This window comes from Geodermatophilus sp. SYSU D01176 (genome assembly GCF_054050015.1).
This window is the reverse complement of record NZ_JBJGYN010000033.1, coordinates 28,974-53,600: the sequence shown is the minus strand read 5'-3', so window position 1 is coordinate 53,600 and position 24,627 is coordinate 28,974. Positions and strand designations below refer to the sequence as shown.

General features: G+C 75.8%; 19 protein-coding genes and 1 pseudogene. 11 read left to right on the top strand and 9 right to left on the bottom strand.

What is annotated here, in order from left to right:
* Positions 1-245, bottom strand: a pseudogene (locus tag ACI78Z_RS17080) (BCCT family transporter); the annotation flags it as partial.
* 317 nt (positions 246-562) lie between these two features.
* Here ACI78Z_RS17080 and ACI78Z_RS17075 point away from each other — a divergent pair.
* Complete coding sequence (locus ACI78Z_RS17075) at positions 563-1,408, top strand: 3-hydroxybutyryl-CoA dehydrogenase (RefSeq protein ID WP_457037737.1); 846 nt, start codon at positions 563-565, stop codon at positions 1,406-1,408.
* Between the two features lie 135 nt (positions 1,409-1,543).
* On the opposite strand, the gene ACI78Z_RS17070 is transcribed toward ACI78Z_RS17075, so the two are convergent.
* Together ACI78Z_RS17070 and ACI78Z_RS17065 are read right to left on the bottom strand one after the other, a co-directional pair.
* The gene (locus tag ACI78Z_RS17070) at positions 1,544-3,445 is read right to left on the bottom strand and encodes an acyl CoA:acetate/3-ketoacid CoA transferase (RefSeq protein ID WP_457037736.1); all 1,902 of its coding nucleotides are present in this window, start codon (positions 3,443-3,445) and stop codon (positions 1,544-1,546) included.
* Between the two features lie 13 nt (positions 3,446-3,458).
* Complete coding sequence (locus ACI78Z_RS17065; RefSeq protein ID WP_457037735.1) at positions 3,459-4,823, bottom strand: MFS transporter; 1,365 nt, start codon at positions 4,821-4,823, stop codon at positions 3,459-3,461.
* Positions 4,824-5,295: 472 nt separating this feature from the next.
* Here ACI78Z_RS17065 and ACI78Z_RS17060 point away from each other — a divergent pair, with 472 nt between their 5' ends.
* From ACI78Z_RS17060 to ACI78Z_RS17050, 3 genes are all read left to right on the top strand, one after another.
* Positions 5,296-5,643 (top strand): hypothetical protein, encoded by a 348-nt coding sequence (locus tag ACI78Z_RS17060; protein ID WP_457037734.1) that lies wholly within the window; start codon positions 5,296-5,298, stop codon positions 5,641-5,643.
* A gap of 135 nt (positions 5,644-5,778) precedes the next feature.
* Complete coding sequence (locus ACI78Z_RS17055; RefSeq protein WP_457037733.1) at positions 5,779-6,699, top strand: phosphotransferase; 921 nt, start codon at positions 5,779-5,781, stop codon at positions 6,697-6,699.
* A 324-nt stretch (positions 6,700-7,023) separates the two neighbouring features.
* Complete coding sequence (locus ACI78Z_RS17050) at positions 7,024-7,788, top strand: hypothetical protein (protein ID WP_457037732.1); 765 nt, start codon at positions 7,024-7,026, stop codon at positions 7,786-7,788.
* Positions 7,789-7,983: 195 nt separating this feature from the next.
* Here the strand turns inward: ACI78Z_RS17050 and ACI78Z_RS17045 are convergent, their stop codons facing one another.
* From ACI78Z_RS17045 to ACI78Z_RS17025, 5 genes are all read right to left on the bottom strand, one after another.
* Entirely contained in the window at positions 7,984-9,345 is a 1,362-nt protein-coding gene (locus tag ACI78Z_RS17045; protein ID WP_457037731.1) for an alpha/beta fold hydrolase, read from the bottom strand.
* A complete protein-coding gene (locus ACI78Z_RS17040; RefSeq protein WP_457037730.1) occupies positions 9,342-10,925 on the bottom strand; it encodes a molybdopterin-dependent oxidoreductase in 1,584 nt (527 codons plus the stop codon). The genes ACI78Z_RS17045 and ACI78Z_RS17040 overlap by 4 nt, the downstream gene beginning before the upstream one ends.
* A gap of 38 nt (positions 10,926-10,963) precedes the next feature.
* Positions 10,964-11,431 carry a hypothetical protein gene (locus ACI78Z_RS17035; protein ID WP_457037729.1) on the bottom strand — a complete coding sequence of 156 codons (468 nt, stop codon included), beginning with the start codon at positions 11,429-11,431 and terminating at the stop codon, positions 10,964-10,966.
* A 111-nt stretch (positions 11,432-11,542) separates the two neighbouring features.
* A complete protein-coding gene (locus ACI78Z_RS17030) occupies positions 11,543-12,013 on the bottom strand; it encodes a hypothetical protein (protein ID WP_457037728.1) in 471 nt (156 codons plus the stop codon).
* A 126-nt stretch (positions 12,014-12,139) separates the two neighbouring features.
* Complete coding sequence (locus ACI78Z_RS17025; protein ID WP_457037727.1) at positions 12,140-14,854, bottom strand: ATP-binding protein; 2,715 nt, start codon at positions 14,852-14,854, stop codon at positions 12,140-12,142.
* A 129-nt stretch (positions 14,855-14,983) separates the two neighbouring features.
* Here ACI78Z_RS17025 and ACI78Z_RS17020 point away from each other — a divergent pair, with 129 nt between their 5' ends.
* The 7 genes from ACI78Z_RS17020 to ACI78Z_RS16990 all read left to right on the top strand — a co-directional run bounded on the left by ACI78Z_RS17020 (position 14,984) and on the right by ACI78Z_RS16990 (position 23,791).
* Positions 14,984-16,492 carry an MFS transporter gene (locus ACI78Z_RS17020; protein ID WP_457037726.1) on the top strand — a complete coding sequence of 503 codons (1,509 nt, stop codon included), beginning with the start codon at positions 14,984-14,986 and terminating at the stop codon, positions 16,490-16,492.
* Between the two features lie 172 nt (positions 16,493-16,664).
* Entirely contained in the window at positions 16,665-17,300 is a 636-nt protein-coding gene (locus tag ACI78Z_RS17015) for a MarR family winged helix-turn-helix transcriptional regulator (RefSeq protein WP_457037725.1), read from the top strand.
* Positions 17,266-18,363, top strand: coding sequence for a serine hydrolase domain-containing protein (locus ACI78Z_RS17010; protein ID WP_457037724.1), 1,098 nt, complete (start codon positions 17,266-17,268; stop codon positions 18,361-18,363). Before ACI78Z_RS17015 ends, ACI78Z_RS17010 begins: the two co-directional genes overlap by 35 nt.
* A 929-nt stretch (positions 18,364-19,292) precedes the next feature.
* Entirely contained in the window at positions 19,293-19,526 is a 234-nt protein-coding gene (locus ACI78Z_RS17005; protein ID WP_457037723.1) for a heavy-metal-associated domain-containing protein, read from the top strand.
* A gap of 35 nt (positions 19,527-19,561) precedes the next feature.
* Positions 19,562-20,014 carry a hypothetical protein gene (locus tag ACI78Z_RS17000; protein ID WP_457037722.1) on the top strand — a complete coding sequence of 151 codons (453 nt, stop codon included), beginning with the start codon at positions 19,562-19,564 and terminating at the stop codon, positions 20,012-20,014.
* A 370-nt stretch (positions 20,015-20,384) separates the two neighbouring features.
* On the top strand, positions 20,385-23,195 hold the full coding sequence (locus ACI78Z_RS16995; protein WP_457037721.1) for an NAD-glutamate dehydrogenase domain-containing protein: 2,811 nt from the start codon (positions 20,385-20,387) through the stop codon (positions 23,193-23,195).
* Positions 23,196-23,293: 98 nt separating this feature from the next.
* Positions 23,294-23,791: an Lrp/AsnC family transcriptional regulator gene (locus tag ACI78Z_RS16990; RefSeq protein WP_457037720.1), complete on the top strand. Its 498-nt coding sequence runs from the start codon at positions 23,294-23,296 to the stop codon at positions 23,789-23,791.
* Here the strand turns inward: ACI78Z_RS16990 and ACI78Z_RS16985 are convergent.
* Positions 23,734-24,594, bottom strand: coding sequence for an IclR family transcriptional regulator (locus ACI78Z_RS16985; RefSeq protein WP_457037719.1), 861 nt, complete (start codon positions 24,592-24,594; stop codon positions 23,734-23,736). The two genes, ACI78Z_RS16990 and ACI78Z_RS16985, sit on opposite strands and share 58 nt — an antisense overlap.
* Positions 24,595-24,627 lie beyond the last annotated feature (33 nt).

The window sequence follows — 24,627 nt, the reverse complement described above, 5'->3', positions numbered from 1 at the left end:
ACCACGAACCCCAACGCCATCACCGCAGCGATCGCGAACAACACCCGATCCACCGCCCAGTGCCGATCCGCAACACACGGCGGCGGCTCCGCGATCGCCGGATGCGTCCCACTCACCGACACATCCGGCACCGTGGCGGTGGAGCGCTCCTCCGCGGCTCCGTCGGGCGACGGGTCGTCGGCGACCGCCCCCGACCGGCTCGGGCGGTGGGGCGGCGGGGATCCCTGGCTACGCGACTGCTCCATGACACTCCTCAAGGCGTTGCGTCATACGAGACGGATCTCGCAAGAGGGAACCAGAAGAGTGGGCTCTGTCACAAGAGGCGCAGGGGAGGTTGCGCGGACGACCTGTCGACCACGGACGCGGGATCCCGGTGTCGCCGATCGGTTCCCCATGGCCGATCCGACCCGGCAGGGTCGGTGGGTCGAGGTGCGCGCCGGGCGTCCGTGGCGCGTGACACCATGCGGCCTGCCGGGTCCCCGCCTCGCGCCGGACCCTCGGACCCGTCGGGGCCGTACCGGCCCGACGGGTCGACGCCTCGTGATCGTGAGGAGCTCAGATCGTGGACAGCATCGGTGTGGTGGGCTGTGGCCTGATGGGCGCGGGCATCGCCGAGGTGAGTGCGCGCGCCGACCTCGACGTGGTCGTGGTCGAGTCCAGCCAGGCGGCGGCCGAGGCCGGCGAGGCGAGGCTGGAGCGCTCACTGCAGCGGGCCGAGGCCAAGGGCAAGGTGCGCGACGCGGCGGAGGTGCTCAAGCGGATCCGCGTGGTGACCGACCTCGAGGCGCTGGCCGACCGCGACCTGGTGATCGAGGCGATCGTGGAGGACGAGACGGCGAAGGTCGCGCTGTTCCGCCGGCTGGACGCCGTCGTCGAGTCGCCCGACGCCGTCCTGGCCTCCAACACCTCGTCGATCCCGATCATGAAGCTGGGCGTGGCCACCTCGCGGCCGCAGCAGGTGATCGGCATCCACTTCTTCAACCCCGTCCCGGTCCTCCAGCTGGTCGAGCTGGTGCCGTCGCTGCTGACCTCGGACAAGACGACCGAGCGGTCGCGGCGACTGGTCGAGGACACCCTCGGGAAGCGGTCCATCGCCTGCCAGGACCGCGCCGGGTTCGTGGTCAACGCGCTGCTGATCCCGTTCATCCTGTCCGCGATCCGGATGTTCGAGAGCGGCTTCGCGACCGCCGACGACATCGACCGCGGCCTGGTGCTCGGGGCCGCCCACCCGCAGGGGCCGCTGGCGCTCGCGGACCTCATCGGCCTGGACACCACCAAGGCCGTCGCCGAGTCGCTGTACGAGGAGTTCAAGGAGCCGCTCTACGCCCCTCCCCCGCTGCTGGCGCGGATGGTCGACGCCGGCCTGCTCGGCCGCAAGGCCGGCCGCGGGTTCTTCACGTACTCCTGACGCCGTCCGGGGCTGCACGGGGTTCGTGCCGTCCCAGCGGCGAGATCGGCGGTCCCGCACGGTCACCGGCCGCGAAGCGTGCGAGACCGCCGATCTCGCCGGTTGACCCCCCCCCGACCGACCCGAGACCCGCTGTCAGCGGGGGTGCTCGCTGACGTTGGCGTACAGGTCGTGCTCGGTGAACTCCCGGCCCAGCTGGCGGCGGAAGAACGCGTTGGTCGAGTAGCGGGTGGAGGAGAGGAAGAAGCGCTCCTCGTTGCTCCTGACCATGGCGAAGAAGGCATCCGCCGCGTCCGGGCCCAGGTCGAAGTTGTCGTAGTTGACGACGACGTGCACCCGCCGGTCGAGCGCGGAGAAGCGGCGGTCGAGCTCCCGGGCCAGGTCGGCGGCGTCCTGCGCGGTCACCAGGCGCAGCCCCTCGAAGTTGACGTAGACGGTGTCGGTGGCCGCGTCGAACCGGAAGCGCTCGTCCATGCCGACCGGGGGCCGGTCGCGCAGCCCCATCGGCCGGTCGCGGAAGATGGTCTCCTCCATCGTGCAGAGGTCGTCGCTGACGACGGGAGCGACGTCCATGTGGGCCAGCACGTCCCGCTCGACGTCGACGCCCGGGGCGACCTCGACCAGCTCGAGGCCCCGCCCGGTCAGCCGCAGGACGCACCGCTCCGTGACGTAGTGGACGCACTGCCCGCGCTCGGCGGCCAGGCGCCCGTTGAAGGTCACCTGCCCGACCCGGTCGCGGAACTTCGCGACCGCGCCGGTGTCGTCGATCACCAGGGCGCCGTCGCGCACGGCCACCCGCGAGCGGGCGGTGAACGTGCCGAGGAAGAACACCGCCTTGGCGTTCTGGCTGATGTTGATGAAGCCGCCCGCCCCGGCGACCCGGCGACCGAACCGGCTGACGTTGACGTTCCCCTCCGCATCGGCCTCGGCCATGCCCAGGAACGCCTGGTCCAGCCCGCCGCCGTCGTAGAAGTCGAACTGGTACGGCTGGTCGATGATCGCCTGCGGGTTGGCGACGGCGCCGAAGCTCAGCCCACCGGCCGGGATGCCACCGACACCGCCGGGCTCGACGGTCAGCGTGATGAGGTCGAGGATCCGCTCCTCGGCGGCGACCGCCGCCACTCCCTCGGGGATGCCGATCCCGAGGTTCACCACCGCGTTGGGGGACAGGAACATGGCGGCGCGACGGGCGATCACCTTGCGCGCGTCGAGCGGCATCGGGGCCAGCCCGGTGGTGGGCGCGGTGATCTCCCCCGTGTAGGCGGGGTTGTGCGCCTCGGCGAAGGTCTGACCGTGGTTGGCGGGCTGCGCGACGACGACCGCGTCGACCAGGATGCCGGGGACCCGCACCTCGCGCGGGCTCAGCGTCCGGTGCTCGGTGACCCGCTCGACCTGCACGATCACCACGCCGCCGGAGTTCTTGGCCGCCTGCGCCATCGACAGCACCTCGAGGGTGAGCGCCTCCCGCTCCATGGTGATGTTGCCCTCGGGGTCGGCCGTCGTCCCGCGCAGCAGGGCCACGTGCACCGGCTGCGCGGGGAAGAACAGGTGCTCCTCCCCGCGCAGCGTCACCAGTTCGACCAGTTCCTCCGTGGTGCACGCGTTCATCCGGCCGCCCCCGTGGCGCGGATCGACGAACGTGCCGAGCCCGACCTTGGTCACCACGCCCGGGCGCCCGCCGGCGATCTCCCGGAACAGGTGGCTGATCACCCCCTGCGGCCAGCAGTACGCCTCGATGCGCTCGTCGAGAGCGAGCGCGCCCAGGCGCGGCACGAGCCCCCAGTGCCCGCCGACGACCCGGCGCACCATGCCGTCGGCACCGAAGTGGTTGAGCCCCCGCGTGCCGCCGTCGCCCTGGCCCGCCGCGTAGACCAGGGTGAGGTCCCGCGGCGAGCCGGTGGCCTCGAACCGCCGTTCCAGCGCGAGCGCCAGCTCCTCGGCGAACCCGACGCCGACGAACCCGCCGGTGGCGACGGTGTCGCCGTCCAGGACGATCTGCGCCGCGGCGTCGGCCGAGATGACCTTGTTGCGCTGCACCGGACGGTGGGGGTCAGCGCCGGCCGGCGCCGGCCGGCGCCCGATCGGCGGCGGGGTCCCGCGTCAGGTCGCTGTGGGCGGTCTCCCGGCTCAGCACCACGGCGATCACCGTGAGCACCGCGGCACCGGCGAGGTACAGCGAGATCGGCAGCGAACTGCCGTACTCCAGCAGCAGGGCCGTGGCGATGATCGGCGCCAGGCTGCCCGCCACGATCGAGGACACCTGACCGGCCACCGACAGGCCGCTGTAGCGCACCTGGGTGGAGAACAGCTCGGAGAAGAAGGACGCCTGCGGCCCGTACATCGCGCCGTGGAAGATCAGGCCGATCGAGCCGGCGAGCGCCAGCAGCAGGAACGACTGCGAGTCGTAGAGCGCGAAGAAGACGAAGCCCCACACCCCGACGCCCACGGCCCCGGCCAGGTAGACCGGCCGGCGGCCGAACCGGTCGGACGCCGCACCCATCGCGGGGATGGCGGCGAAGTGGATCGCGGAGGCGATGAGCGCCGCGTTCAGCGCCGTGCCCCGCGAGATGCCCGCCTCGCCGGTGGCGTAGGCCAGCGCGAACGCGGTGAAGATGTAGTAGCCGATGTTCTCCGCCAGGCGGGCGCCGATGGCCAGGATGATCTCCCGGGGGTACTCGCGCAGCACCTGGACGACGGGCAGCTTGGGCGCCTCCTCCGCCGCGGCGGTCTGCTCCCGGGCGGCCCGGAAGACCGGCGACTCCTCGATCGAGACCCGGATCCAGAGGCCCACGCCCACCAGCACCGCGCTGAGCAGGAACGGGATGCGCCAGCCCCAGGACTCGAACTGCTGGTCGGTGGTGAACGCCGAGACCAGCGCGAGGACGGCGACGGCGAGGAGGTTGCCCGCCGGCGCACCCGCCTGCGGCCAGGAGGCCCAGTACCCGCGTCGCTCCGGCGTGCCGTACTCGGCGGCCATCAGCACCGCCCCGCCCCACTCGCCACCCAGGGCGAAGCCCTGCACCAGCCGGAGCAGGATCAGCAGGATCGGCGCCCAGACGCCGATCGCCCCGTAGGTCGGCAGCAGGCCGATGAGGAACGTCGCGCCGCCCATCAGCATCAGCGTGATGACCAGCATCTGCTTGCGGCCGACCTTGTCACCGAAGTGCCCGAAGACGATGCCGCCGATCGGCCGGGCCGCGAAGCCCACGGCGTACGTGGCGAACGCGAGCAGCGTGCCGACGAGCGGGTCGAAGTCGGGGAAGAACAGCGTGTTGAAGACCAGCGCGGCGGCCGAGCCGTAGAGGAAGAAGTCGTACCACTCCACGGTCGTCCCGACGAGGCTGGCGCCGACGACCTTGACGATGGACGTGCGCGACGCCGGTGGGACAGCGGCTTCCTGGTGGGACCTGGACAAGGCTCATCCCCTTCGCGGGTGCAGGATCTGGTCGGGTTTCGGAGTGCTCCGGCCGAGGGGCGGGAGCCCCCCGGCGATCGATCCGGCCGCTTCCCTCCGGGCGGGCGGGGCGGCGTTCGGGACGGGTGCAGCGGCCGCGTGAGGCGCGACCGGACGACGGTGCAGATCCACGGTCACCCCCTCGCTGCCCGAGCTCCGGGCCACAGCATCCCCGGGTTGCGGCGCAACGGCCAATTGCGACCGTTCTCGATCCGGTGAGCGGCGCCGGCGAGGCAGTCCGCACACCTCAGGAGACGGGGGCTGCGGGGCGAGCGGCGCCGCCCGCGCACCGACTGGACACCTGGCCCTGCGCCCTCGGTCGGCCGTCGCCGGCCACCAAGGGTGGATCATCGGTCCTACGGTGGTCGCGTCGTCCTGGACCGGGCATCCCCCGGTCCGCGCGACGGGCGCGCATGAGCTGGGAGGGGAACGGATGGCGACGAACCGGCCCGACCCGGGCGAGTTCCTCGAGCTCGCGCAGCGGATGCTGCGCGAGCTGTTCGGCGATCCGCGGAGCGATGACGAGCCGTGGGCGGAGGCGACGCGGCGTCCGCGCAGCCACTCCGGGACCTCGCCGGACGACCGCGAGCCCAGCGCCGAGCAGCAACGCGAGAACCTCACGTTCGCGCTCGCCACGCGCGGCGTCGAGGCGCTCGAGGACCTGGCGCTCAACGTCGCGGCGATCCGTCAGCGCCTCGAGCGCATGGACACGCAGGCCTCAACAGCGCGGCCAGAGAGCCAGGAACGGGGTCCGGACGGAGCTGACGCCGCCGGGCAGTGACGCGATCCGATCCGCCCGCCCGCAGCGGCGTTCCGCCGATGTCCCGTTGACCGGTCGGGTGGCCTGGCACACCCGCGGGGTCGTGCTGCCCACGGTCGCCGGCCTCGCCACCGCCGCCGTCCCCGGCGCCGCGCGGTGAACCGGCCCCGGTGGGCGCCCGAGCGTCCGTCGCCGACCGCGCGGGCCGCCGCGCTGATCGCGGCGGCCTTCCCCGTGCTGCGCGGCCGGCCCGTGGAGCCGCTGGCGGAGGGCTGGGACAACACCGTCTTCCTCGTCGACGGGGCCTGGGTCTTCCGCTTCCCGCGCCGGCAGCTGGGGGTACCCGGCTTCCGGCGGGAACTCGCCGTCCTCCCCCGGATCGCCACGCGACTCCCGCTCCCCGTTCCCGAGCCCGAGTTCGTGGCCGACGACGACGACCCGGTGGACCCCTGGCCGTTCGCGGGTGCCCGGCTCCTGCCGGGACGGGAACTGGCCGACACCGGCCTGCCGGACGCCGAGCGGCGGGCGGCGGCTGCCGCGATGGGGGCGTTCCTCCGGGCGCTGCACGCCGCCCCGACCCGGTGGGCCGTGCCTGCGGGGCTGCCGCTGGACCCGATGGGCCGCGCGTGGCCGCGGGCCCGGATCGATGACACCAGGGCTCAGCTGCGGCAGCTCGTCGAGGAGGGCACGTGGGCCGGCGACCCGGGCGTGGCGGCGCTGCTCGTCGAGGCCGAGCGGCTGGACGCCCCCGCCCGGCCACCCGTCCTCGTGCACGGTGACCTGCACGCGCGGCACGTCCTCGTCGACGACGGGGGCAGCGCGGTCGGCGTCGTCGACTGGGGCGACGTGTGCCTGGCCGATCCCGCCGTCGACCTCGCCCTGGCCTACACGGCCTTCTCCGGGCCGGCGAGGGCGGCCTTCCTCACCGCGTACGGAGCGGTGGACGCCGACCGGGAGCTGCGCGCCCGTGCCCTGGGCGTGCGGTTGAGCGCCTTCCTGGCCGCCTACGCCGCCGACGTCGACCGCGCCGCCCTGCTCGCCGAAGCCCTGGCCGGCCTGCACCGCGCGGTGGACTGACCGTCCGCGCCGTCCCACCCACGAAACCCCATCCGGCCGGCGCCCCCGGCGTCGGGAGTCGACGAGGGAACGACCCCCGGCAGGGCCTGGTGGGTGAACTGCTCGAACACCGCCCCGGGTTGCTGGACGTCCGAACCACGCGGACAGCGGTGGACGGCGGCCCTCATCGGACGGCCGCCGCGGACCGACCGGCAGGACGACGACCGCGACGCCGACCGGGACTCCGTCAGTCGGTGACCCGGTCCACGGGCCGGACGCACGTGTCCCCCTTCCGGGGCGGCCCGCTGGCATCCTCCGGGAGTCGCCAACGGACAGGAGACCGACATGACGAGCGGTTTCACCTTCCCCAAGCCGGAGTTCGACATCGAGTCGACCGTCGAGCGCGCCATGGCGCTGATCAACCGGACCCTCCAACCCTCCCTCGAGCAGGCCCAGAAGGTCGTCGACAAGGTCCGTGCCGGCAAACCCCTGGTCGCACCGGGGGACCTCGTCGGCGAGGTGACGCGCGGCAATCGGATCAGGGCGGCGCGAGCGGTCTCCTACTCCCTGCCGTCGATCCTCCCGGGGTACGGGACGGCGATCTCGGCTGCCGCGCTCCCGGTCGCACTGAGGGAGGTCCTGAAGGAGGCGGTGAGTGCGGCGATCAAGGTCGGACTGCTCTACGACAGGGACCTCGCCGACCCTGAGCTGACCCGCATCGCCGTCCTCCTGGTCCTCACGGACGGCGCGGTCGAGCTCGACAAGACCGGGCGGATCCGTCCGGACGCGATCCTGGGTCCGCACGCGTCCCTGCTGGGACAGGGCGCCGCGTACGACGCCCTGGCGACCCTGACGGCGGAGGAACGCCAGGAGATCGCCGCCTCGCAGTCGGAGATCCTCCGGGCATGGGCGCTGACGGTCGGACCGCCGCTCCTCGCCGGGCTGTTGCCCTTCGGCTTGGGTCCCATGGCCGCCGCGAACTACGTGCAACACGTCCTGAAGGGCACGGTCACGGCCGCCGTGAGGGTCTTCGGGCCGGCCACACCCGCGCCCGTGACCGTCGAAGAACTCCCCGGACGTGAGGTCCGGCAGGCCCGTCCCGAGTCCTGAGCCGGGATGGACGGCCGGCAGGAGGAGAACGCACCTGTCGAGTGGCGGATGCCGGGTGCCGGGACGTCGCCTCGAGCCGGACGGTGGCGGGGTGCTGGGGAGGTTGGCCGGGGGATCGAGTGGGGTTCCCGCTGGCGCGCGACGGCCTTTCACCCCAGGACGTCGGAACGCCTGTCCCGTGGGGGCGGGACCGGGTCAGCGCGGCGGCAGCGGTGCCCTGCTGCCGACAGCCCGGACGACGTCGGTGATGGCGCGCGCCGACAGCGCCGCGCCGTGTGCCTCGTCGAGCAGGCCCGCGTGGGTGGCGTCGGCAGCGCGGTGGCTGCTGTTGGTCGACAGCGCAGCCATCCGGTCGTGAGCGGCCGACCTGCTCGGATCACGGTCGTGGCCGGCGGCGGTGAGGACGACCAGCGGCGTGCTCCCGAGAGTGGTCAGCGCCCCGGCCTGGTCGAGCAGTGCCGGCATGGTGGCGGTCTCGTCGCGGATGTTGCGCCAGCCGCGGGGGCTGGCGGTGAACGCCTCGACCTGACCGGCAGCCGGCTGCGGCAGCGCGGACCAGGAGGAGGTGGGCAGCAGCCGCCCGATGCCGAGGCGGGCCAGGCTGGGCAGCACCGCGATCGCGCTGGGCGGGCCGGCGTGCACCGCACCGGTGACCGCGGACCGGTAGGGGTTGGTCGCGTCGAGCAGGACCATGCCGGCGACCTGCTCGGGGTAGCGGGCGGCGTAGGCCATCGCGTGGTCGCCGCCGATGGAGTGCCCGACCAGCACGTGAGGCCCGTCCTCACCGGCCCGGCGCAGCAGCGTGTGCAGATCAGCGGCGGCCTGCACCCCGTCCTGGAGATGGGGGGCGTCCTCGCTCCAGCCCTGTCCGGCGCGGTCGTAGGCGCACACCCGGGTGGTGCGGCTGACCACGGGGACGATGCGCGCCCAGTTCGCCGACATCGCGCCGAGGCCGTTCTGCAGCACGACGGTGGGGCCACCGGAGCCGGTGCAGGTCAGGTGCAGCCGGTGGCCGCCGACGTCGTAGGACTGCCCCGGCATGGCGTAGCTGCGTTGGTCGGAGGCGAGCCCGATGGTCTCGACCATGCCGCCGACGGCGGCCGCGGCCGTGACCGCGACGACGGGGTAGAGCAGCCAGCGGCCCCCGCCGTCGGCCAGCGAGCGGCGGATGCGCACGCCCATCCAGGTGGCGAGCGCCAGGAGCACCGGAGGCCAGCCCCAGCCGCTCAGGGTGAGGGCGCGGTCGTCCGGGGTGAGGGCCAGGAGCCCCAGCCCCGTAGCGGCCAGGCCTGCGGCCGGGACCCACGCCCAGTTCTGGGGCTGGTTGGTCAGCCGGGCCGACAGCACCGCGAGCACCGCCCAGCCGGCCGCGAACCCCAGCAGCGCCGCCCCGGTGATGACGTGCTCCCGGGCGCCGGCGAACACCACCACGGTGAGGACGGCGGCGGCCACTGACCCGAAGAGCAGCGACCCGGCGATGATCCGGCGGATGGAGCCGGTACGGGCGGGCGGGGCAGCGGGCACCGCCGCGGCGGCGACGGTCGGAGCGGGGGTCATCGTCGGGTCTCCCGATCGGATGAGGTCGACGTGCTGGGCGCGTTGCGCCAGGCGGCGACGCTGCGTGCCGCCCAACTGGCCCGGGTGACCCCCTCGCCGGCCAGCCGTCGCAGCGCCGGGCCGGCCGGAGAGCCGCCGACGTGGACGGGAACGGCGTGGATGCCGCGCACGCCGTGCGGAAACGGCGTGGCGGAGGCCTCGTCCTGCCACTGACCGGTCGTGGTGCGGCAGCGGACGCGCAGCTGGTGCCGGCCGGGCGTCGCCGTCCACCTGGCGGTCCAGGGCCGCCAGGCGTCCGGGCCGAGGTCGACGCCGAGGGCCGCATCGGTCCACGGGCCGCCGTCGACCTGCAGCTGCACCCGGTCGACGCCGACCGGTGGCGCCCAGGCGTAGCCGCGCACGGTGACCTCCCCGGGCTCGAGGTGCGCGTGGGTGCCGGGGACGTCCATCCGGGAGGCCGGGTGGACCGGGTAGGTGCCGTCGGCCCAGCCGCGCCGGCCCCAGTAGGACAGCGGTGGAGTGTCGGTGACGGTGAGGCGCCGCAGCCACTTGAGGTTGCCGTCCTGCCCGTGGCGGCCGGAGACGAGCAGCCGGGCCGGGCTGCCGTGCTCGCGGGGCAGCGGCTGCCCGGCCATGCCCACGGCGAGGAAGCCGTGGGCGCGGGCGAGGTGCAGCGGCAGGACGTTGGTGTAGCCGTCGACGGCCTCGGCGACCAGCCAGCCGTCGTCGCCGGGAGCGCCGGCCTGCTCCAGCAGCTCCGCCAGGCCGATGCCGGTCCAGCGGGCGCAGCCCATCCGCGTGCCGCCGACCGGGTTGTGCACGCACACCATGAGCAGGTCACGTTCCTCCAGCGGGAGGGCGAGCAGTTCGGGCAGGGTGAGGGTCAGTGGCTCGTCCACCTGGCCGTCCACCGCCAGCCGCCAGGTGCTCAGGTCGATCCGAGGCTCGGGCACGGTGACGTCGATGACGACGAACTCACCGGGCTGCGCGAGCAGCGGCGCGACGCCCGGCCGCGGCGCTGCAGCGCTCGACGGGATCGGCGAGAGCGGCCGGGTCGGGGCGGGGAGCGTCACGCCGTCGCGCAGGGCGGCGGCGCCACGGCGGCGGGCGCGCCGATCGGCAGCCACGACGGCACTGGTCGCGGCTGCGGCGGCCGCCAGCACCGCCGGCGGCCGCACCCGCAGCGGAGCGACCGCGGTTGCGGCGGTGAGCGTCCCGGCGGCCGTGGCGGCGGCGGTGTCCCGGGCGGAGGCGTCGCCGCGGCGCAGCGCGAGGTAGCCGCCGAGGGCGTGCGGCACCGCGGCGAGGGCGGCGCCGAGCAGCGGGCGGCGGACGGCCACGGCGCCGCCGGCGGCCGCAGCCAGGCTGCTGGCGCCGGCCGCGAGCACGGCCAGGCCGGGCTTGTCGGCGCGGCCGACGAGGGCGACGCCGCCGTCGACCAGCACCGCCGGGGCGGCGTCCACCAGCCCGCGGGCCAGCCCGGAGGACGGTGACCGTCCACGGCCGGTGGCGGAGGCGGCGATCTCGCCGGCCGCGGCGGCCAGCAGCCCGGCGAGCAGGCCGGTGCGGGAGGTGGTCATGGAGCGCTCCTCGGGAACTCGGGCGGGCGGTCGGGCGGTCAGTCGTGAGTCGAGGCTCGGCGGAGGTCGGGCGACCCGGGCGCCGGCGGTAGGGCGGCCATGACCAGCGCCGCGGCCAGCACGGTGCTCACCGGCCCCCAGAGCACCAGCCCGGCCGGGGGCAGCCAGCCGAGCGCGGCCGGGCCGGCCAGCACGGCCGCCGGAGCGGCGATGACCGCCCGCACGGTGCCCGGCTGCCAGCCGCGGCGGTGCAGCCAGGCAGCGGTGGCCAGCGCCCAGCCGGTGACGACCGCCACGGCCGCCGGCCACGTGTCCGCGGCGTACCGCCCACATCCGACCTCGAGGCCGATCACGGCGGCGAGCAGTGGCAGCAGCGTGCCGCTGGAGCGGGCGAGGAACGCCCGGACCGCCGTGGAGCCGCCGATCCCCGCGGGCCCAGTGGGACGGGCGGTCGACGTCGCTGGGGCGTCGTGCTCGGAGGTGGAGGGCAGGGTCGCGGTGGGCATCGGTGCCTCCTTCGGGGGCTGCGGCGGGCTGAGGCCGACGCTGGGAACGCCGCGGCGGCGTCACGCTGGGACTCGAGATGACCGGCGCGGTGCGGCGGCGGGTGCGCGCGGTCAGACGAGGCCGACGGTGAGCAGCGCGGTGGCGATGCTGAGGTCGGCGACGAGGCAGGTCTCGGCGTACCAGCGGGGCACGACCCGGCCGATGCGGTGGTGGGCGACGTCCCAGGCAGCGTGGGCGAGCCAGCCGGCAGCGAGCACGTAGCGGGCCACGCCGGGGTCGACGGCGGCCGCGGCGATCGCGACCGCGCCGAAGCCGAGCACCGCGGCGGTCTGCGCGGTCAGCAGGCGGCGGTCGCCGAGGTCGCCGCGGGCGGTGCCCCAGGTGAGGTAGATGACCGCGGCCAGCAGCACGCACCAGGCGCTGATCCAGGCCTGCGTGTGCTGCGGCAGCTGCGCGACGAGCACGAGACTGTTGACGGCGGCGACGGCGCCGAGCGCGGCCGGCCAGCGGCGGGCGAGCGCGCCACGCACGCCGGTGGCGCGGCGGATGGTGGGCGACGCGGTCGCGGCGGTGCTGGTCATGAGGGGCTCCTTCGTCCGGCCTGGGTCTGGCTCGGACGCTAGGAGCGCACCGGCGGCGTCACGCCGGGAAAACCGCCAGGTCCACGGTCGGGCCCACGTTGTCGGAGCGACCCGGGGAGCCTGCGGCTAGTCCAGAGGCAGCGCGATGAGCTCGGCGCGGGAGGCCACGCCGAGCTTGCTGAACACGTTGCGCAGGTGGAAGTCCACGGTGCGAGGGGACACGAACAACCGCGCCGCGACGTCCCGGTTCGACAGTCCCTGCCGGACCAGCCCGGCGACCTGGCGTTCCTGCGCGGTCAGCTCCGTGGTGGTGGTCACGTCACGACGCCGGGCGGTCTCCCCCGAGGCGCGCAGCTCCTGGGCGGCGCGTTCGGCGTAGGGCGCCGCGCCCAGCTCCTCGAACAGGGTGAGCGCGGCCCGCAGGTGCTCGCGGGCGTCCACCCGCCGCCGGGCCCGCCGCAGGTGCTCGCCGAAGGCCAGGTGGGTGCGGGCCCGGTCGGGCAGGCGCGGGGAGCTCGCGTGCGCGTCCAGCGCAGCCCGGAAGTGCTTCTCGGCGTCGGCACCGTCGGCGAGCAGAGCCCGGCCGTGCTCGGCGACGGCGACCGCCGACGCGGTGCCGGTGGCCGCGGCGAACTGCTCGACCTCGGCCAGCCGGGCGCGGGCAACGTCCTCCCGGCCGGCTCGGACGGCGATGTCGAGCACGTCGAGGGCGGCCATGCGGCGCAGCATCGGGAGCCCCATCTGCTCCAGGTGGTGCAGTGCCGACGCGGGCTGCCCGTCGGTGCGCAGCGCCTGCGCCCAGTGCGCCAGGTCGGCCACGAGGCCGTCGGTGATGCCGACCGGGTGCGCCGCGCGGATCGCGGCGACGTCGGCCAGGTGCCGGTCAGCGGCGTCATCGCCCCGCAGGGCCGCGACCACGGCCAACTGGGCGGTGGGCAGCGCCGTCAGCCCGGTGGAGCCGGTGCTGGCGGTCAGCGGCAGCGCCTCGGCGGCGGCGCCGGCGGCCTTCGCCCACGCACCGGTCGCCAGCTGGGCGTGGAAGCCCCGGGTGAGGGCGTGCTCGACCATGGTCAGCGCACCGGCGCGGCGGGCGGCGGTCAGTTGCTCGTCGTGCAGCCGCAGAGTGCGCTCGTCCTCGTCGATGTGCCAGGCGGCGATGCCGAGGTTGGGCTGCAGCACGTGGTCGCCCTCGAGCGGGTCGGCGTCGGTGAGCTCGAACGCGCGGCCGAAGGATGCCGCGGCGGTCGCCCAGTCGCGGCGGCCGACGGCGGCGAACCCCTGCAGCAGCGCCCAGGCGGCCCGGGCCGTGGCCGGTGCGTCAGCGGCGGGCTCGGCGACGAGCGCGGCCGGGTCCACCGGGCGCGGCGATCGCGCCCCGAACGCCGACAGCGATGCGGCGAGCATCGCCAGCGGCCGCGCCATCGCCTCCTCGACGTCGGCGGCGAGCTCTGCGGCCTGCAGGACGAGGTCGTAGCCCTGGCTCAGGGAGTGGATGTGCCACTCGATCTGGCCCTGCAGGGTCAGCAGCCGCACGCGCTGCACCGGGTCGGTCACGTCGGCCGCCGCGGCGGCCGCCAGGCCCGCCGCCCGGGACGGATGGGCACCGAGCCAGGCGGACGATGCGGCCAGGAGGAGCCGGCGGCCCCGGGCCTCGCTGCCGACGCTCAGCTCGGCGGCGCGGGCCCAGGCGGCGGAAGCGGCCTCGTGGCCGCCGCGGGCGACGGCGCGCTCGGCGACGCCGTCCAGGGCGGCGACCACCGACTCGTCGGGGCGCTCGGCGGCGGCGGCCAGGTGCCAGGCCCGCCGGTCGGGGTCGGCGCCGAGGACGTCGGCCAGCGCCCGGTGCGCGGCGCGGCGCTGCACGCTGGTGGCCGCCCGGTAGACGGCCGAGCGCACCAGCGGGTGGTACAGCGCCAGGTCGTCGCCGTCGATGCGCAGCAGCCCGGCCTGCTCGACCTCGTCCAGCGCGTCGTCGTCGACGTCGAGACGTGTGGCGGCGTCACGGACGACGGTGAGCCGGCCGGTGTCGTCGGCGGCGGCGAGGAGCAGGAAGCGCTGCGCGGGCTCGGCCAGCCGCCGGCAACGGTCCAGGAAGCCGCGTTCCACGCCGCCGGTGAGCGGCAGCTGCGCCGGCAGCGGCGCCCGGCCCCCCAGCTGCTGGGCCGTGAGCGCGGGGACCAGCTCGACCAGCGCCAGGGGGTTGCCGCCGGTCGCAGCCACCAGGTGGTCCCGCACTGCCGGATCCACCGCGGCGCCGGCCCGCGCGGTCAGCAGCGCGTCCGCGGCCTCGCCGGCGACCCCGCCCAACACGATGGCCGGCACGCCCTCGGCCTCGAACCGGCGCTCGCTGCCGTCGCGGGCGGCGAACAGCAGCGCCACGCGCTCGGCCTGCAGGCGGCGGGCGGCGAACAACAGCGCCGCCGCCGACGCCTCGTCCAGCCAGTGCGCGTCGTCGACGACGGCGAGCACCGGGGCCTCCTCGGCGGCGTCGGCGAGGAGGCTCAGCGTGCCGAGGAACGCGAGGAACCGGTCGCCCTCGCCCTCGGCCTCGCCCAGAGCGGCCCCCAGAGCGATCCGCTGCGGCGCGGGCAAGGTCCCGAGACGACCACGCAGCGGCCACAGCAGCCGCTGCAGCGCGGCGAACGCCAGCGGGGACTCCGACTCCACCCCCGACGTGCGCAGCACCCGCATGTCCGTGGCGGTGCCCAGGGCGTCGGTCAGCAGCGTCGACTTCCCCGACCCGGCCACGCCGCGGACGACCAGCGCGCCGCCGGTCCCGGCGCGCGCCGCGTCGAGCAGGGCGGCGATGGCCGCGCGTTCGGCATCCCGTCCGGCCAGCACGGGCGGAACCGTACCGACCGCAGCGGACGGGGCCGGCGATCGTGAACCTGGTGGTTCTCCCGGCGTGAGGCAGCTCGGCGGCGGCGAGCGTGGGGGCCGGTCCCGCAGTCCCCACCTCGAGGAGGAGCCATGTCGGCCCGCTCCGCCGCCGAACCGGCGGCCCCCGCCCACGGATACCAGCAGGCCCCCGGCGACGCTGCACCCCACGGCCAGCCGTCGCCGGCCGCGGACGAGCCGCGCCGGCCGTGGACGGTGTTCACGCTGATGATCGCCGCCCAGTTCATGGTCATCCTCGACGTGTCGGTGGTGAACGTCGCGCTGCCGTCGATCAGCACGGACCTGCAGCTGTCGGCGACGGACTACCAGTGGGCGATCAGCGCCTACGTGCTGCTGTCCGGTGGCCTGCTGCTCCTCGGCGGCCGGATCGCCGACCTGCTCAACCGGCGCGGGGCGTTCCTCGCCGGCATCGGCCTGTTCACCGCCGCCTCGCTGGTCAGCGGCCTGGCCCAGACCCCCTTCACGCTCGTCCTGGCGCGGGCCGCGCAGGGCGCCGGAGCGGCGCTGCTCACCCCGGCCGCGCTGTCGATCATCGTGACCGCCTACGCCGGCAGGCAGCGGCAGGCCGCGCTGGCGGTGTGGGGCACCGTCGGCAGCCTCGGCATCGCCGCCGGGGTGCTCTTCGGCGGTGCGCTGACCAGCGCGCTGGGCTGGCGGGCGGTGTTCTTCATCAACGTGCCGATCGGCGTCGCCGTGGTACTCGGCACCCTGCGGACCGTGGTCCGCGGCGGCTCGCAGCCCGGCGCGCTGCGCCGCCTCGACGTGCCGGGCGCCCTGACCCTGGTCGGCGGTCTGCTGGTCCTCGTGTTCGGCATCGAGGCCACCCGTTCGGCCGGCTGGACCGCGCCGCGCACGTGGGTGGCGCTTGCCGCCGCGACGGTGCTGCTGACCGCCTTCGCCCGACTCGAGCGGCGCGCCGCCGACCCGCTGGTGCCGCCGGCGACGTGGCGGATCCGCTCGCTGGTCTCGGCCTCGGCGGTGATGGCCGGCGTGACCGGTGTCGTCGTCGGCGCCATCTTCCTGACGTCGCTGTACCTGCAGTCCATCGTGGGTGCATCGCCCGTCGTGGCCGGGCTGCAGTTCCTCCCGCTGGCCGCCGCCATCACCCTGGCCGCCGCCGCCGCGTCGAAGGTCATCGGGCGGTTCGGCGCGCGCACCCTGATCCTCGGTGGACTGGTGGTCACGGCCGCCGGGGTGCTGCTGCTGGCCGCCGGTGCGGGGGGCACCTCCTACGCCGCCGACGTGCTGCCCGGGTTCCTGCTCGTCGGCGCCGGCGTCGGCCCGATGTTCGTGGCCATCGCCGTCGCCGCGATGAGCGACGTGCCGGCCGAGCGCTCCGGGCTGGCGTCGGGGCTGATGATGACCGGCCACGAGATCGGCGCCGCCCTGGGTGTCGCCGCGCTGACCGCGATCGCCGGGGACCTGGCCACCGCCGCCGGCCTGATCGACGGCTACGGCCGGGCGTTCACCGTCAGCGCCGGCGTGCTGAGTGTGCTGTTCGTGCTCACCCTGCTCGCCGTTCCCGCCGGCAGGCCGGCAGCCGGTGCGGGCGTTCACGGCCACGGCGGGCACGGCCACTGACCCCGGACAGCTGGGCGGTGCGGCGGGTACTCGCCGCACCGCCCGGTGCAGCGTCCACCACCGGCGCGGAGGAGATGTCGCCAGGCGGAGTTCTCCGGCACCCGCCCCCTGGCCGGGCGGCGGTTTTAATACGTCGTTGCACTGATCTAGCACTGATTCGTAATATATATGCGTGGCGACAGCGGATGCGGACCGTGCCCCGCAGATGTCCGTGCTGTTCGACCTGTGGCTGGTCAACCACGTGATCTCCGGTGCGCTGGATGACGTGCTCACCGGTGCTGGCGGGCTGTCCGGAGAGGACTTCGGGTTCTACTCGTTGCTGCGCCGCTTCGGCCCGACCACCCCCAGCCAGGTGGTGCGCTGGACGGCGATGCGGCCGACGACGGTCTCGACGCTGGTCCGCCGGCTGCAACAGCGCGGCCACGTGGAGCAGCGACCCAACCCCGCCGACGGGCGGTCCCGGCTGCTGGCCCTCACCCCGGCCGGTGAACAGGCGCACGCGGCGACGGCGGAGACCTTCTTCGCCGCAACCCGCACGCTGGCCGCCGCTCTCGGCCCCGACGAGCCGCGGCAACGCGCCGCCCTTCAGCGCCTGGACACCGCGCTGCGGGAGGTCGGCGGGTTGGACCCGCGGCCCTACACGGTGCCGGCCGCCTCCCCGGAGGGCGCCAACCGGCTGACCTACGACGGCCCGCCGTTGACCGCCGAGGAAGAGGCGCACGTCCGTGCCTACATCGACTTCGTCCGATCCCGACGCTCGGAAGGAACCGACGATGGCCTCGACCCCGTCATCCGCCCGCCCCGCTGACCCCGCCGGACTCGACACCGCCCGCGCCACGATCACCGAGCTGATGGCCCGCCACTCCGTGCCCGGACTGACCGTCGCCGTCACCGACGCCGACCGGCTGCTGTTCGCCGAGGGGTTCGGGTACGCCGACCTGACCGCGCGGCGGCCGGCCACCGCCGACACCTGCTACCTGTGGTTCTCCATGTCCAAGATCGCCACCGCCACCGCAGCGATGCGGTTGGCCGACGAGGGCCGGCTCGACCTCGACGCCCCGGTGCGCGAGCTGGTGCCGGACTACGCGGCCCGCTCGGGTGAGCAGCCTCAGGTGCGGCAGCTGCTCGACCACACCGCCGGCGCGGCCAACCCGGTGCCGGTGCGCTGGGTGCTGCCTGCCGACGCCACCGATGAGGACGTCGACGCCTTCGCCCGGCGGGTGCTGGCCCGGCACGCCAGCCCCGAGCGGCCCGCGGGCGGGCCGGCCCGCTACTCCAACCTCGGCTACCTCGTCCTCGCCGAGGCCATCGCCCACGCCACCGGAGAGGCGTTCACCGACCACGTGCGGCGGGCGCTGCTGGCCCCGGCCGGCATGGCTGCCACCGACTACACCCACCGGAACGGCACCGACGACGCCACCGGCTACGTGCGCCTGCCCCGGCCGCTGACGCCGGCGCTTCGGGCCGCGTTACCGGCGGGGATCGTGGGCGGCCGCTGCGGGCAGCACGTGGCGTTGCGCCCGTTCCGGGTGGCCGGCGCCGGCTACGGCGGGCTCATCGGCAGCGCCCCGGACGCCGCTCGGCTGCTCCGGCTGCACCTGGGCGACGGCACCGTCGACGGCAGCCGGGTCCTGGCTCCGGCGACCGCCCGTGCCATGCGCACCATCGCCACGCCGGGAAAGCCCTTCGACCTGGGTCTCGGCTGGTTCCGCCGCCCCGCCGCCCCGCCGACCGGAACGCCCGGCCTGGGTTCGTCGAGCACTGGGGCACCGGCGGCGGCTTCTGGAACGCCATGCGCCTGTACCCGGACCTGGGCCTGGGAGTGGTCGTCATGGCCAACACCACCCGCGCCTACGACCACCACACGGTGATGACCGCGCTGGTCGCGGCGTTCCCCCGATGACCACCTGGAGGCGGCACCAGCGGCCAGACAGCCGCCTCGACCGTGGCGCGCGGAGCCCCGCGGTGATCCTCCGGATCACCGCGCCGACCAGCCGCCGTCGGAGGCGATCACCTGCCCGGTGATCCAGTCGGCCTGACAGCGGTGTGCTGGTTGGTCGGCGGTTCGTGCCGTCGCAGCGGCGAGATCGGCGGTCTCGCACGGTCACCGACCGCGAAGCGTGCGACGTCGCCGATCTCGCCGGTCGACCCATCCCCCGACCGACCCGACAACCGCGCTGAGGTCGAGCTCGGTGACGGTCAGCCGGTCCAGGTCCTGCGCGCTGCTGCCGTCGTGGTCGGCGACGAGGACGTCGACGTGACCGAACGCGGACCGGGCGGCGTCGATTCGGCTCGGGCTGCTCCCCGTCGGTTGCCCCGACCACCCGGTGCAGCTCGCAGACCACCGGATCACGGTGATCGACCGGCCGGCGCAGGACAGCCCCGCCGGCACGCCTCCGGTCCTGGTGCACGCCCACGGGCTGAGCCGGCACGTGTGGCGCGGCACCATCGCCGCGCTCCCCGACCGACCGCCGGGTCCCCGCCTACGACCTGCGCGGACACGGCACCGCCGGCGAGGCGCCACAGGCGCAGGACCTCCGGCACTTCGCCCGGGACCTCGACGACGTCCTCGACCGGCTCGCCGTGGACCCCGCCCACCTCGTGAAGCTGTCCCCGAGTGGGGCGGTCACCCGGTGACCCCCGGCTGACCCACCGCCGGGCTCCGCCGGGCCGCGGCAGTGGGTTGCCCTGCAGCGCGGCGTCCGTTCAGATCCCGGCGATTTCCCCGGTGAGACGACTCCACCCCCGCGCCGACGCTTCTCCCCGACCGCAGCACCACCCGCACTCCCGAGGAGTCCCCATGCTGTCCAGCACGCCGCGCACCTTCATCGGCTCGACCACCTTCACCGTCACGGGCATGACCTGCGGGCACTGCCAGCGCGCCGTCGCCGAGGAGATCGCCGCCGTCGACGGCGTCGGGTCGGTCACGGTCGACCTGGCCAGCGGCACCGTCACCGTCACCGCCGACCGTCCCGTGGACCGGGCCGACATCGCCGCCGCCGTCGACGAGGCCGGCTACGCCCTCGTCCCGTGACCCCCGCCCACCTCGATCCCCACCGGAGACCCGCCGTGTCCACCCCGACCCACACGCCCCACGCCGCCACGGCACACGCCGGGACCGCGCACACCACCCGCCCCCTGAGCGCCAAGAAGTTCACCCTCCACTTCCTCGAGATGGTCGTCGCGATGGCCGTCGGCATGGTGGCCCTGCACCCGGTGTGGACCCTCGTCCTCGACGCCGTCGGCGCCTCCGGACTGATGCACGACCCCTACACGAGCGCGCTGATCATGGCGACGAACATGACCGTCGCCATGTCCGCGTGGATGAGGGTCCGCGGCCACCGCTGGCGACCCATCGTCGAGATGGGCGCGGCCATGTACCTGCCCTTCCTGGTGCTGTTCGTGCCGCTCGCACTCGGGCTCATCGGCGAGGGCGCCCTGATGCTCTGGGGCCACGTGCTCATGCTCCCGGCGATGGCCGCGGCGATGCTGATGCGCCCCCACGAGTACGCCCACTGCTGAGACCCGGCCACCGGCACGCCGTCCCGTCCCCGCCGGGGGGGGGGGGGGGGGGGGGGGGGGGGGGGGGGGCGGGGGGCGGCGCCCCCCGCCCCCCCACCCCCCCACCCGCCCGCCCCCCCCCCCCCCCCCGCCCAGCGCCCGCCACGGCCCCCCCCGGGCAGGGCCCCCGCGCCGCGCCCCGCCCCCCCCCCCCCCCCCCCCCCCCCCCCCCCCCCCCCCCCCCCCCCCCCCCCGGCTGGAGCTGCTCCTCCCACCCGGGACGGCGCCGGACGCCGCGCTGCCCCGCCTCGAGCAGGCGCTGGCCGCGGCCTGGGCGGGGGAGACCGAGCTCGACGGCCTCTCCCGGCTGACCGTCGGCGCCGGACTCCCGGTGCGCGACGTCGCCGTGCTGCGGGCCGCCTGCCGCTACCTGGCCCAGGTCGGGCTGGGTCTCTCGCGCGGCTACGTCGAGGAGACGGTGCTCGGCGCGCCGGAGTTCGCCCGCGCGCTGCTGGCGCACTTCGCCGCCCGGCACGACCCCGACGCCGCCGACCCCGCGGCCGCCGCGTCGGCCGCCGAGCACCTGGCCGAGCTGCTCACCCGCACCACGAGCCTGGACTCCGACCGCATCCTCCGCGGCCTGCGCGACGTGCTCGCCGCCGTCGTGCGCACCAACCGCTACCAGACCGACGCCGCCGGGGCGCCCCGCCCGGCCCTGGCGCTGAAGATCGCCTCCGCGGAGCTGGACCTGCTGCCCCGGCCGCGGCCGGAGGTGGAGACCTTCGTCTGCTCGCCGTCGATGGAGGGGCTGCACCTGCGCGGCGCCCGCGTCGCCCGCGGCGGGCTGCGCTGGTCCGAGCGCCCGGAGGACTTCCGCACCGAGGTGCTCGGCCTGGTCAAGGCGCAGATGGTCAAGAACGCGGTGATCGTGCCGGCGGGGGCCAAGGGCGCGTTCGTCGTCCGCGGCGACCTGCGCGGCCTGGACCGCGCGGCGGTGCAGGAGCGGGTGGCCGGCGCCTACCGCACCTTCGTCGGCGCGCTGCTGGACGTGACCGACGACCGCAGAGGCGACGGCAGGGGTGGCGACCGCGTCGTGCACCCGCCGCGCACCGTCGTCCACGACGGCGACGACCCCTACCTGGTGGTCGCCGCCGACAAGGGGACGGCGACCTTCTCCGACCTGGCCAACGAGGTGTCCGAGCGCCGCGGCTTCTGGCTGGGCGACGCGTTCGCCTCCGGTGGCTCCAGCGGCTACGACCACAAGGCCATGGGCATCACCGCCCGCGGCGCGTGGGTGTCGGTGCGCCGCCACCTGCGCGAGCTCGGCGTGGACCCCGACGGGCCGCTGACCGCGGTCGGGATCGGCGACATGTCCGGCGACGTGTTCGGCAACGGCATGCTGCTGTCCGGCGAGCTGCGGCTGGTGGCGGCCTTCGACCACCGGCACGTGTTCCTCGACCCGGACCCCGACCCCGCGCGGTCGGCGGCCGAGCGCCGCCGACTGTTCGCGCTGCCGGGCTCGTCGTGGGACGACTACGACCGCGGCGTCCTGTCCCCGGGCGGCGGCGTGCACCGCCGCGACGCCAAGCGGGTGCCGCTCTCCCCGCAGGTGCGGGCCCGCCTGGGGGTGGACGCCGAGGAGCTGTCGCCGGCCGAGCTGGTGCGGGCGGTGCTGCGGGCGCCGGTCGACCTGCTGTGGAACGGCGGCATCGGCACCTACGTCCGCGCCGCCGACGAGACCGACGCGCAGGTCGGCGACCGCGCCAACGACGCCGTCCGCATCACCGCCGGGGAGCTGCGCTGCCGGGTCGTGGGGGAGGGCGGCAACCTGGGGCTGACCCAGCGCGCCCGGATCGCCGCGGCCCGGGCCGGGGTCGCGCTGAACACCGACTTCATCGACAACTCCGCCGGCGTCGACACCTCCGACCGCGAGGTCAACCTCAAGGTCCTGCTGGCCGGGGTGCCCCGCGCCGAGCGGGACGCGGTGCTGCGCGCGGTCGAGGGCGAGGTCGCCGCGGCGGTGCTCGCCGACAACGCGCTGCAGGCCCGGGCGCTGTCGGTGTGCGCCGCCCAGGCGCCGTTCCTGCTCGACCGGCACGCCCAGCTGATCGGCGACCTCGAGCGGCACGGCCTCGACCGCGACCTCGAGCAGCTGCCGTCGGAGGCGCAGGTCGAGCGGCTGCGGCAGGCCGGGGCCGGGCTCACCCGGCCCGAGGCCGCCGTGCTGCTCGCGCACTCGAAGAACCTGGTGCGCGAGGAGCTGCTGGCCGGCGACCTGCCCGACGACCCGTCGGTGGCCGGGGTGCTGGCGGCCTACTTCCCCCGGGCGGTGCGCGAGCGCTGGCCCGACCGGGTGGCCGCCCACCCGCTGGCCCGGGAGATCACCGCGACCCAGCTGGCCAACGACCTGGTCAACCGGGTGGGCCCGGGCTTCCTGCTGCGGCTGGAGGAGCGCCACGGCGTCGCCACGGCGGTGGCGGCGCGCGCCTACACGGTGGCCACCCGGGTGCTCGGCCTCGACCCGCTGTGGGCGCAGGTCGACGACGAGGTGCCGCTGGCGGTGGAGCGGCTGGCGCTGCCCGAGCTGCAGGCGGCCACCGAACGCGTGGCCGACCGGCTGCTGCGGGCCCACCCCGACCCCGCGGCGCTGACCGCGGCGGCGCCCGCGCTGGCCGCGGTCGCCGCCGAGCTCGACGCGGCCGCCTGGCCGGCCCGGCCGGGTGCCGCGGGAGACCGCGCCCGCGGGCTGCAGGCCGAGCTCACCGCCGCGGGCGCGGATCCGGAGCTGGCCGTGCGGATCGCCGTCCTCGGGTGCCGGGCCGACCTCGTCGACCTGGCCGCCGTGGCCCGCGCGGTGGGGGTCGCCGTCGGCCGGGTGGTCGACGCCGACGCCGCCGTGGAGCGGCTGCTGGCACTGCCGCGGGTGCAGGCCTGGACCGCGGAGCAGGCCGGCATCTCGCACTGGGGCGTCGCCGCCCGCGCGGCGCTGCGCGACGAGGTCGACCGGCTGCGGTGGGCCCTCGTGGCGGCGCTGCTGCGGGACGCCGACGGTGACGCGGAGGCCTTCGCCGCCCGCCACGCCGCCGCGCTGGCCCGCTTCACCGCCGTCCGGGAGCAGGCCGGCTCCGCCCGCGACGAGGTGCTGGGCCGGGCCTGCGTGGTGGTCGCGGAGCTGCGCCGGCTGGTGGAGACGGTCGGCTGACCTCCCCCGGACGGAGGGCGCCGGGCCCCCGGGTGGTCGTTACCATCCGGGGGCCCGGGGCCGCCGGGTCTGTCGGGACCGAGGCGGGAGGGTGACCGGTGACCATCCGTCGGCAGTTCGTGCTGGACGACGTCTCGCGGGCGATCATCGAGCAGCTGCAGGAGGACGGCCGTCGTCCCTACGCCCGGATCGCCGCGGCGGTCGGGCTGTCGGAGGCCGCCGTCCGGCAGCGCGTGCAGCGGCTGCTCGACGCCGGCGTCATGCAGATCGTCGGGGTCACCGACCCGCTGCAGGTCGGCTTCTCGCGGCAGGCGATGGTCGGCGTGCGCACCAGCGGCGACGCCCGTGCCGCGGCCGACCGCATCGCCGCGTTCACCGAGGTCGACTACGTGGTCATCACGGCCGGGTCGGTCGACCTGTTCGTCGAGGTGGTCTGCGAGGACGACGACCAGCTGCTCGACGTCGTCGCCCGCATCCGCGCGGTGGAGGGCGTGGAGTCCACCGAGACCCACCTCTACCTCGGGCTGGCCAAGCAGACCTACGCCTGGGGCACCCGGGGTCCGCAGGGCGCGGCGTCGGCCGACACCGGGCTCTGAGGCGCCGGCGGGCGACCACCGACGCGGCGGGTCAGCTCGGCGGCGGCCCGTGCCACCCGGGAGGCGAGCCGGTCGCGGGCAGCGGCGTCCAGGGCCTCGGCGGGGAAGGTCACCGCGGCACCGGCCACCGGGTGCCCGGAGTGGTCGAAGACGGCCGTGGCCACGGAGGCGAAGCCGGGCGTGACCTGGCCGTCCTCGGTGGCGTACCCGCGCCGGCGGACCTCGGAGAGGACCCGCCGCAGCGCCGACAGGGACGTCGGGCCCGTGCCGTGCCGCTCGACGAAGGCGCTGGGGTCGGGGAAGAGTGCGCGGACCTGGACCGCCGGCAGGTGGGCGAGCACGGCCCGTCCGCTGGCCGTGAGCTGGGCGGGCAACCGGACGCCCACGTCGGTCACCAGGGGCGGGCGGCCGGGGGCGCGTTCCTCGACCACGTAGAGGACCTCCCGGCCGTGCAGCACCGCCAGGTGGGCGGTGTGGCCGACGGCGTCGACCAGCCGGCCCAGCACCGGCCGGGCCAGCCGGGCGAGCGGTTCCTGCCGCAGGTACGCCGAGCCGAGCTCGAACGCGCTGACCCCCAGGCCGTACCGGCGTTCCTCGGGGAGGTGGACGACGAAGCCCGCGGCCGCCAGCTCGGCCAGCAGGTGGTACGTCGTCGACCGCGGGAGGCCGAGGTCCCGGGCCAGCGCCGCCGCGGGGACGGGGCCGGGCTGGCGGGCCATCGCCTGCAGGACCGCGAGGGCCTGCCGGGCCGCGGGCACCCCGCCGCGGGGTCTGCGGCGGCCCTCGTCCGTCCCCGACACCACCACCGCAGCTTAGGCAGGTGTCTGGCATACCGG

Bases quoted from the DNA above. Each gene is read 5' to 3' on its own strand.
- ACI78Z_RS17060 (WP_457037734.1), top strand. From the start codon at position 5,296: ATGGCGACGAACCGGCCCGACCCGGGCGAGTTCCTCGAGCTCGCGCAG.
- ACI78Z_RS17045 (WP_457037731.1), bottom strand. From the start codon at position 9,345: ATGACCCCCGCTCCGACCGTCGCCGCCGCGGCGGTGCCCGCTGCCCCG.
- ACI78Z_RS17040 (WP_457037730.1), bottom strand. From the start codon at position 10,925: ATGACCACCTCCCGCACCGGCCTGCTCGCCGGGCTGCTGGCCGCCGCG.
- ACI78Z_RS17005 (WP_457037723.1), top strand. From the start codon at position 19,293: ATGCTGTCCAGCACGCCGCGCACCTTCATCGGCTCGACCACCTTCACC.
- ACI78Z_RS17050 (WP_457037732.1), top strand. From the start codon at position 7,024: ATGACGAGCGGTTTCACCTTCCCCAAGCCGGAGTTCGACATCGAGTCG.
- ACI78Z_RS17020 (WP_457037726.1), top strand. From the start codon at position 14,984: ATGTCGGCCCGCTCCGCCGCCGAACCGGCGGCCCCCGCCCACGGATAC.
- ACI78Z_RS17010 (WP_457037724.1), top strand. From the start codon at position 17,266: ATGGCCTCGACCCCGTCATCCGCCCGCCCCGCTGACCCCGCCGGACTC.
- ACI78Z_RS17035 (WP_457037729.1), bottom strand. From the start codon at position 11,431: ATGCCCACCGCGACCCTGCCCTCCACCTCCGAGCACGACGCCCCAGCG.
- ACI78Z_RS17030 (WP_457037728.1), bottom strand. From the start codon at position 12,013: ATGACCAGCACCGCCGCGACCGCGTCGCCCACCATCCGCCGCGCCACC.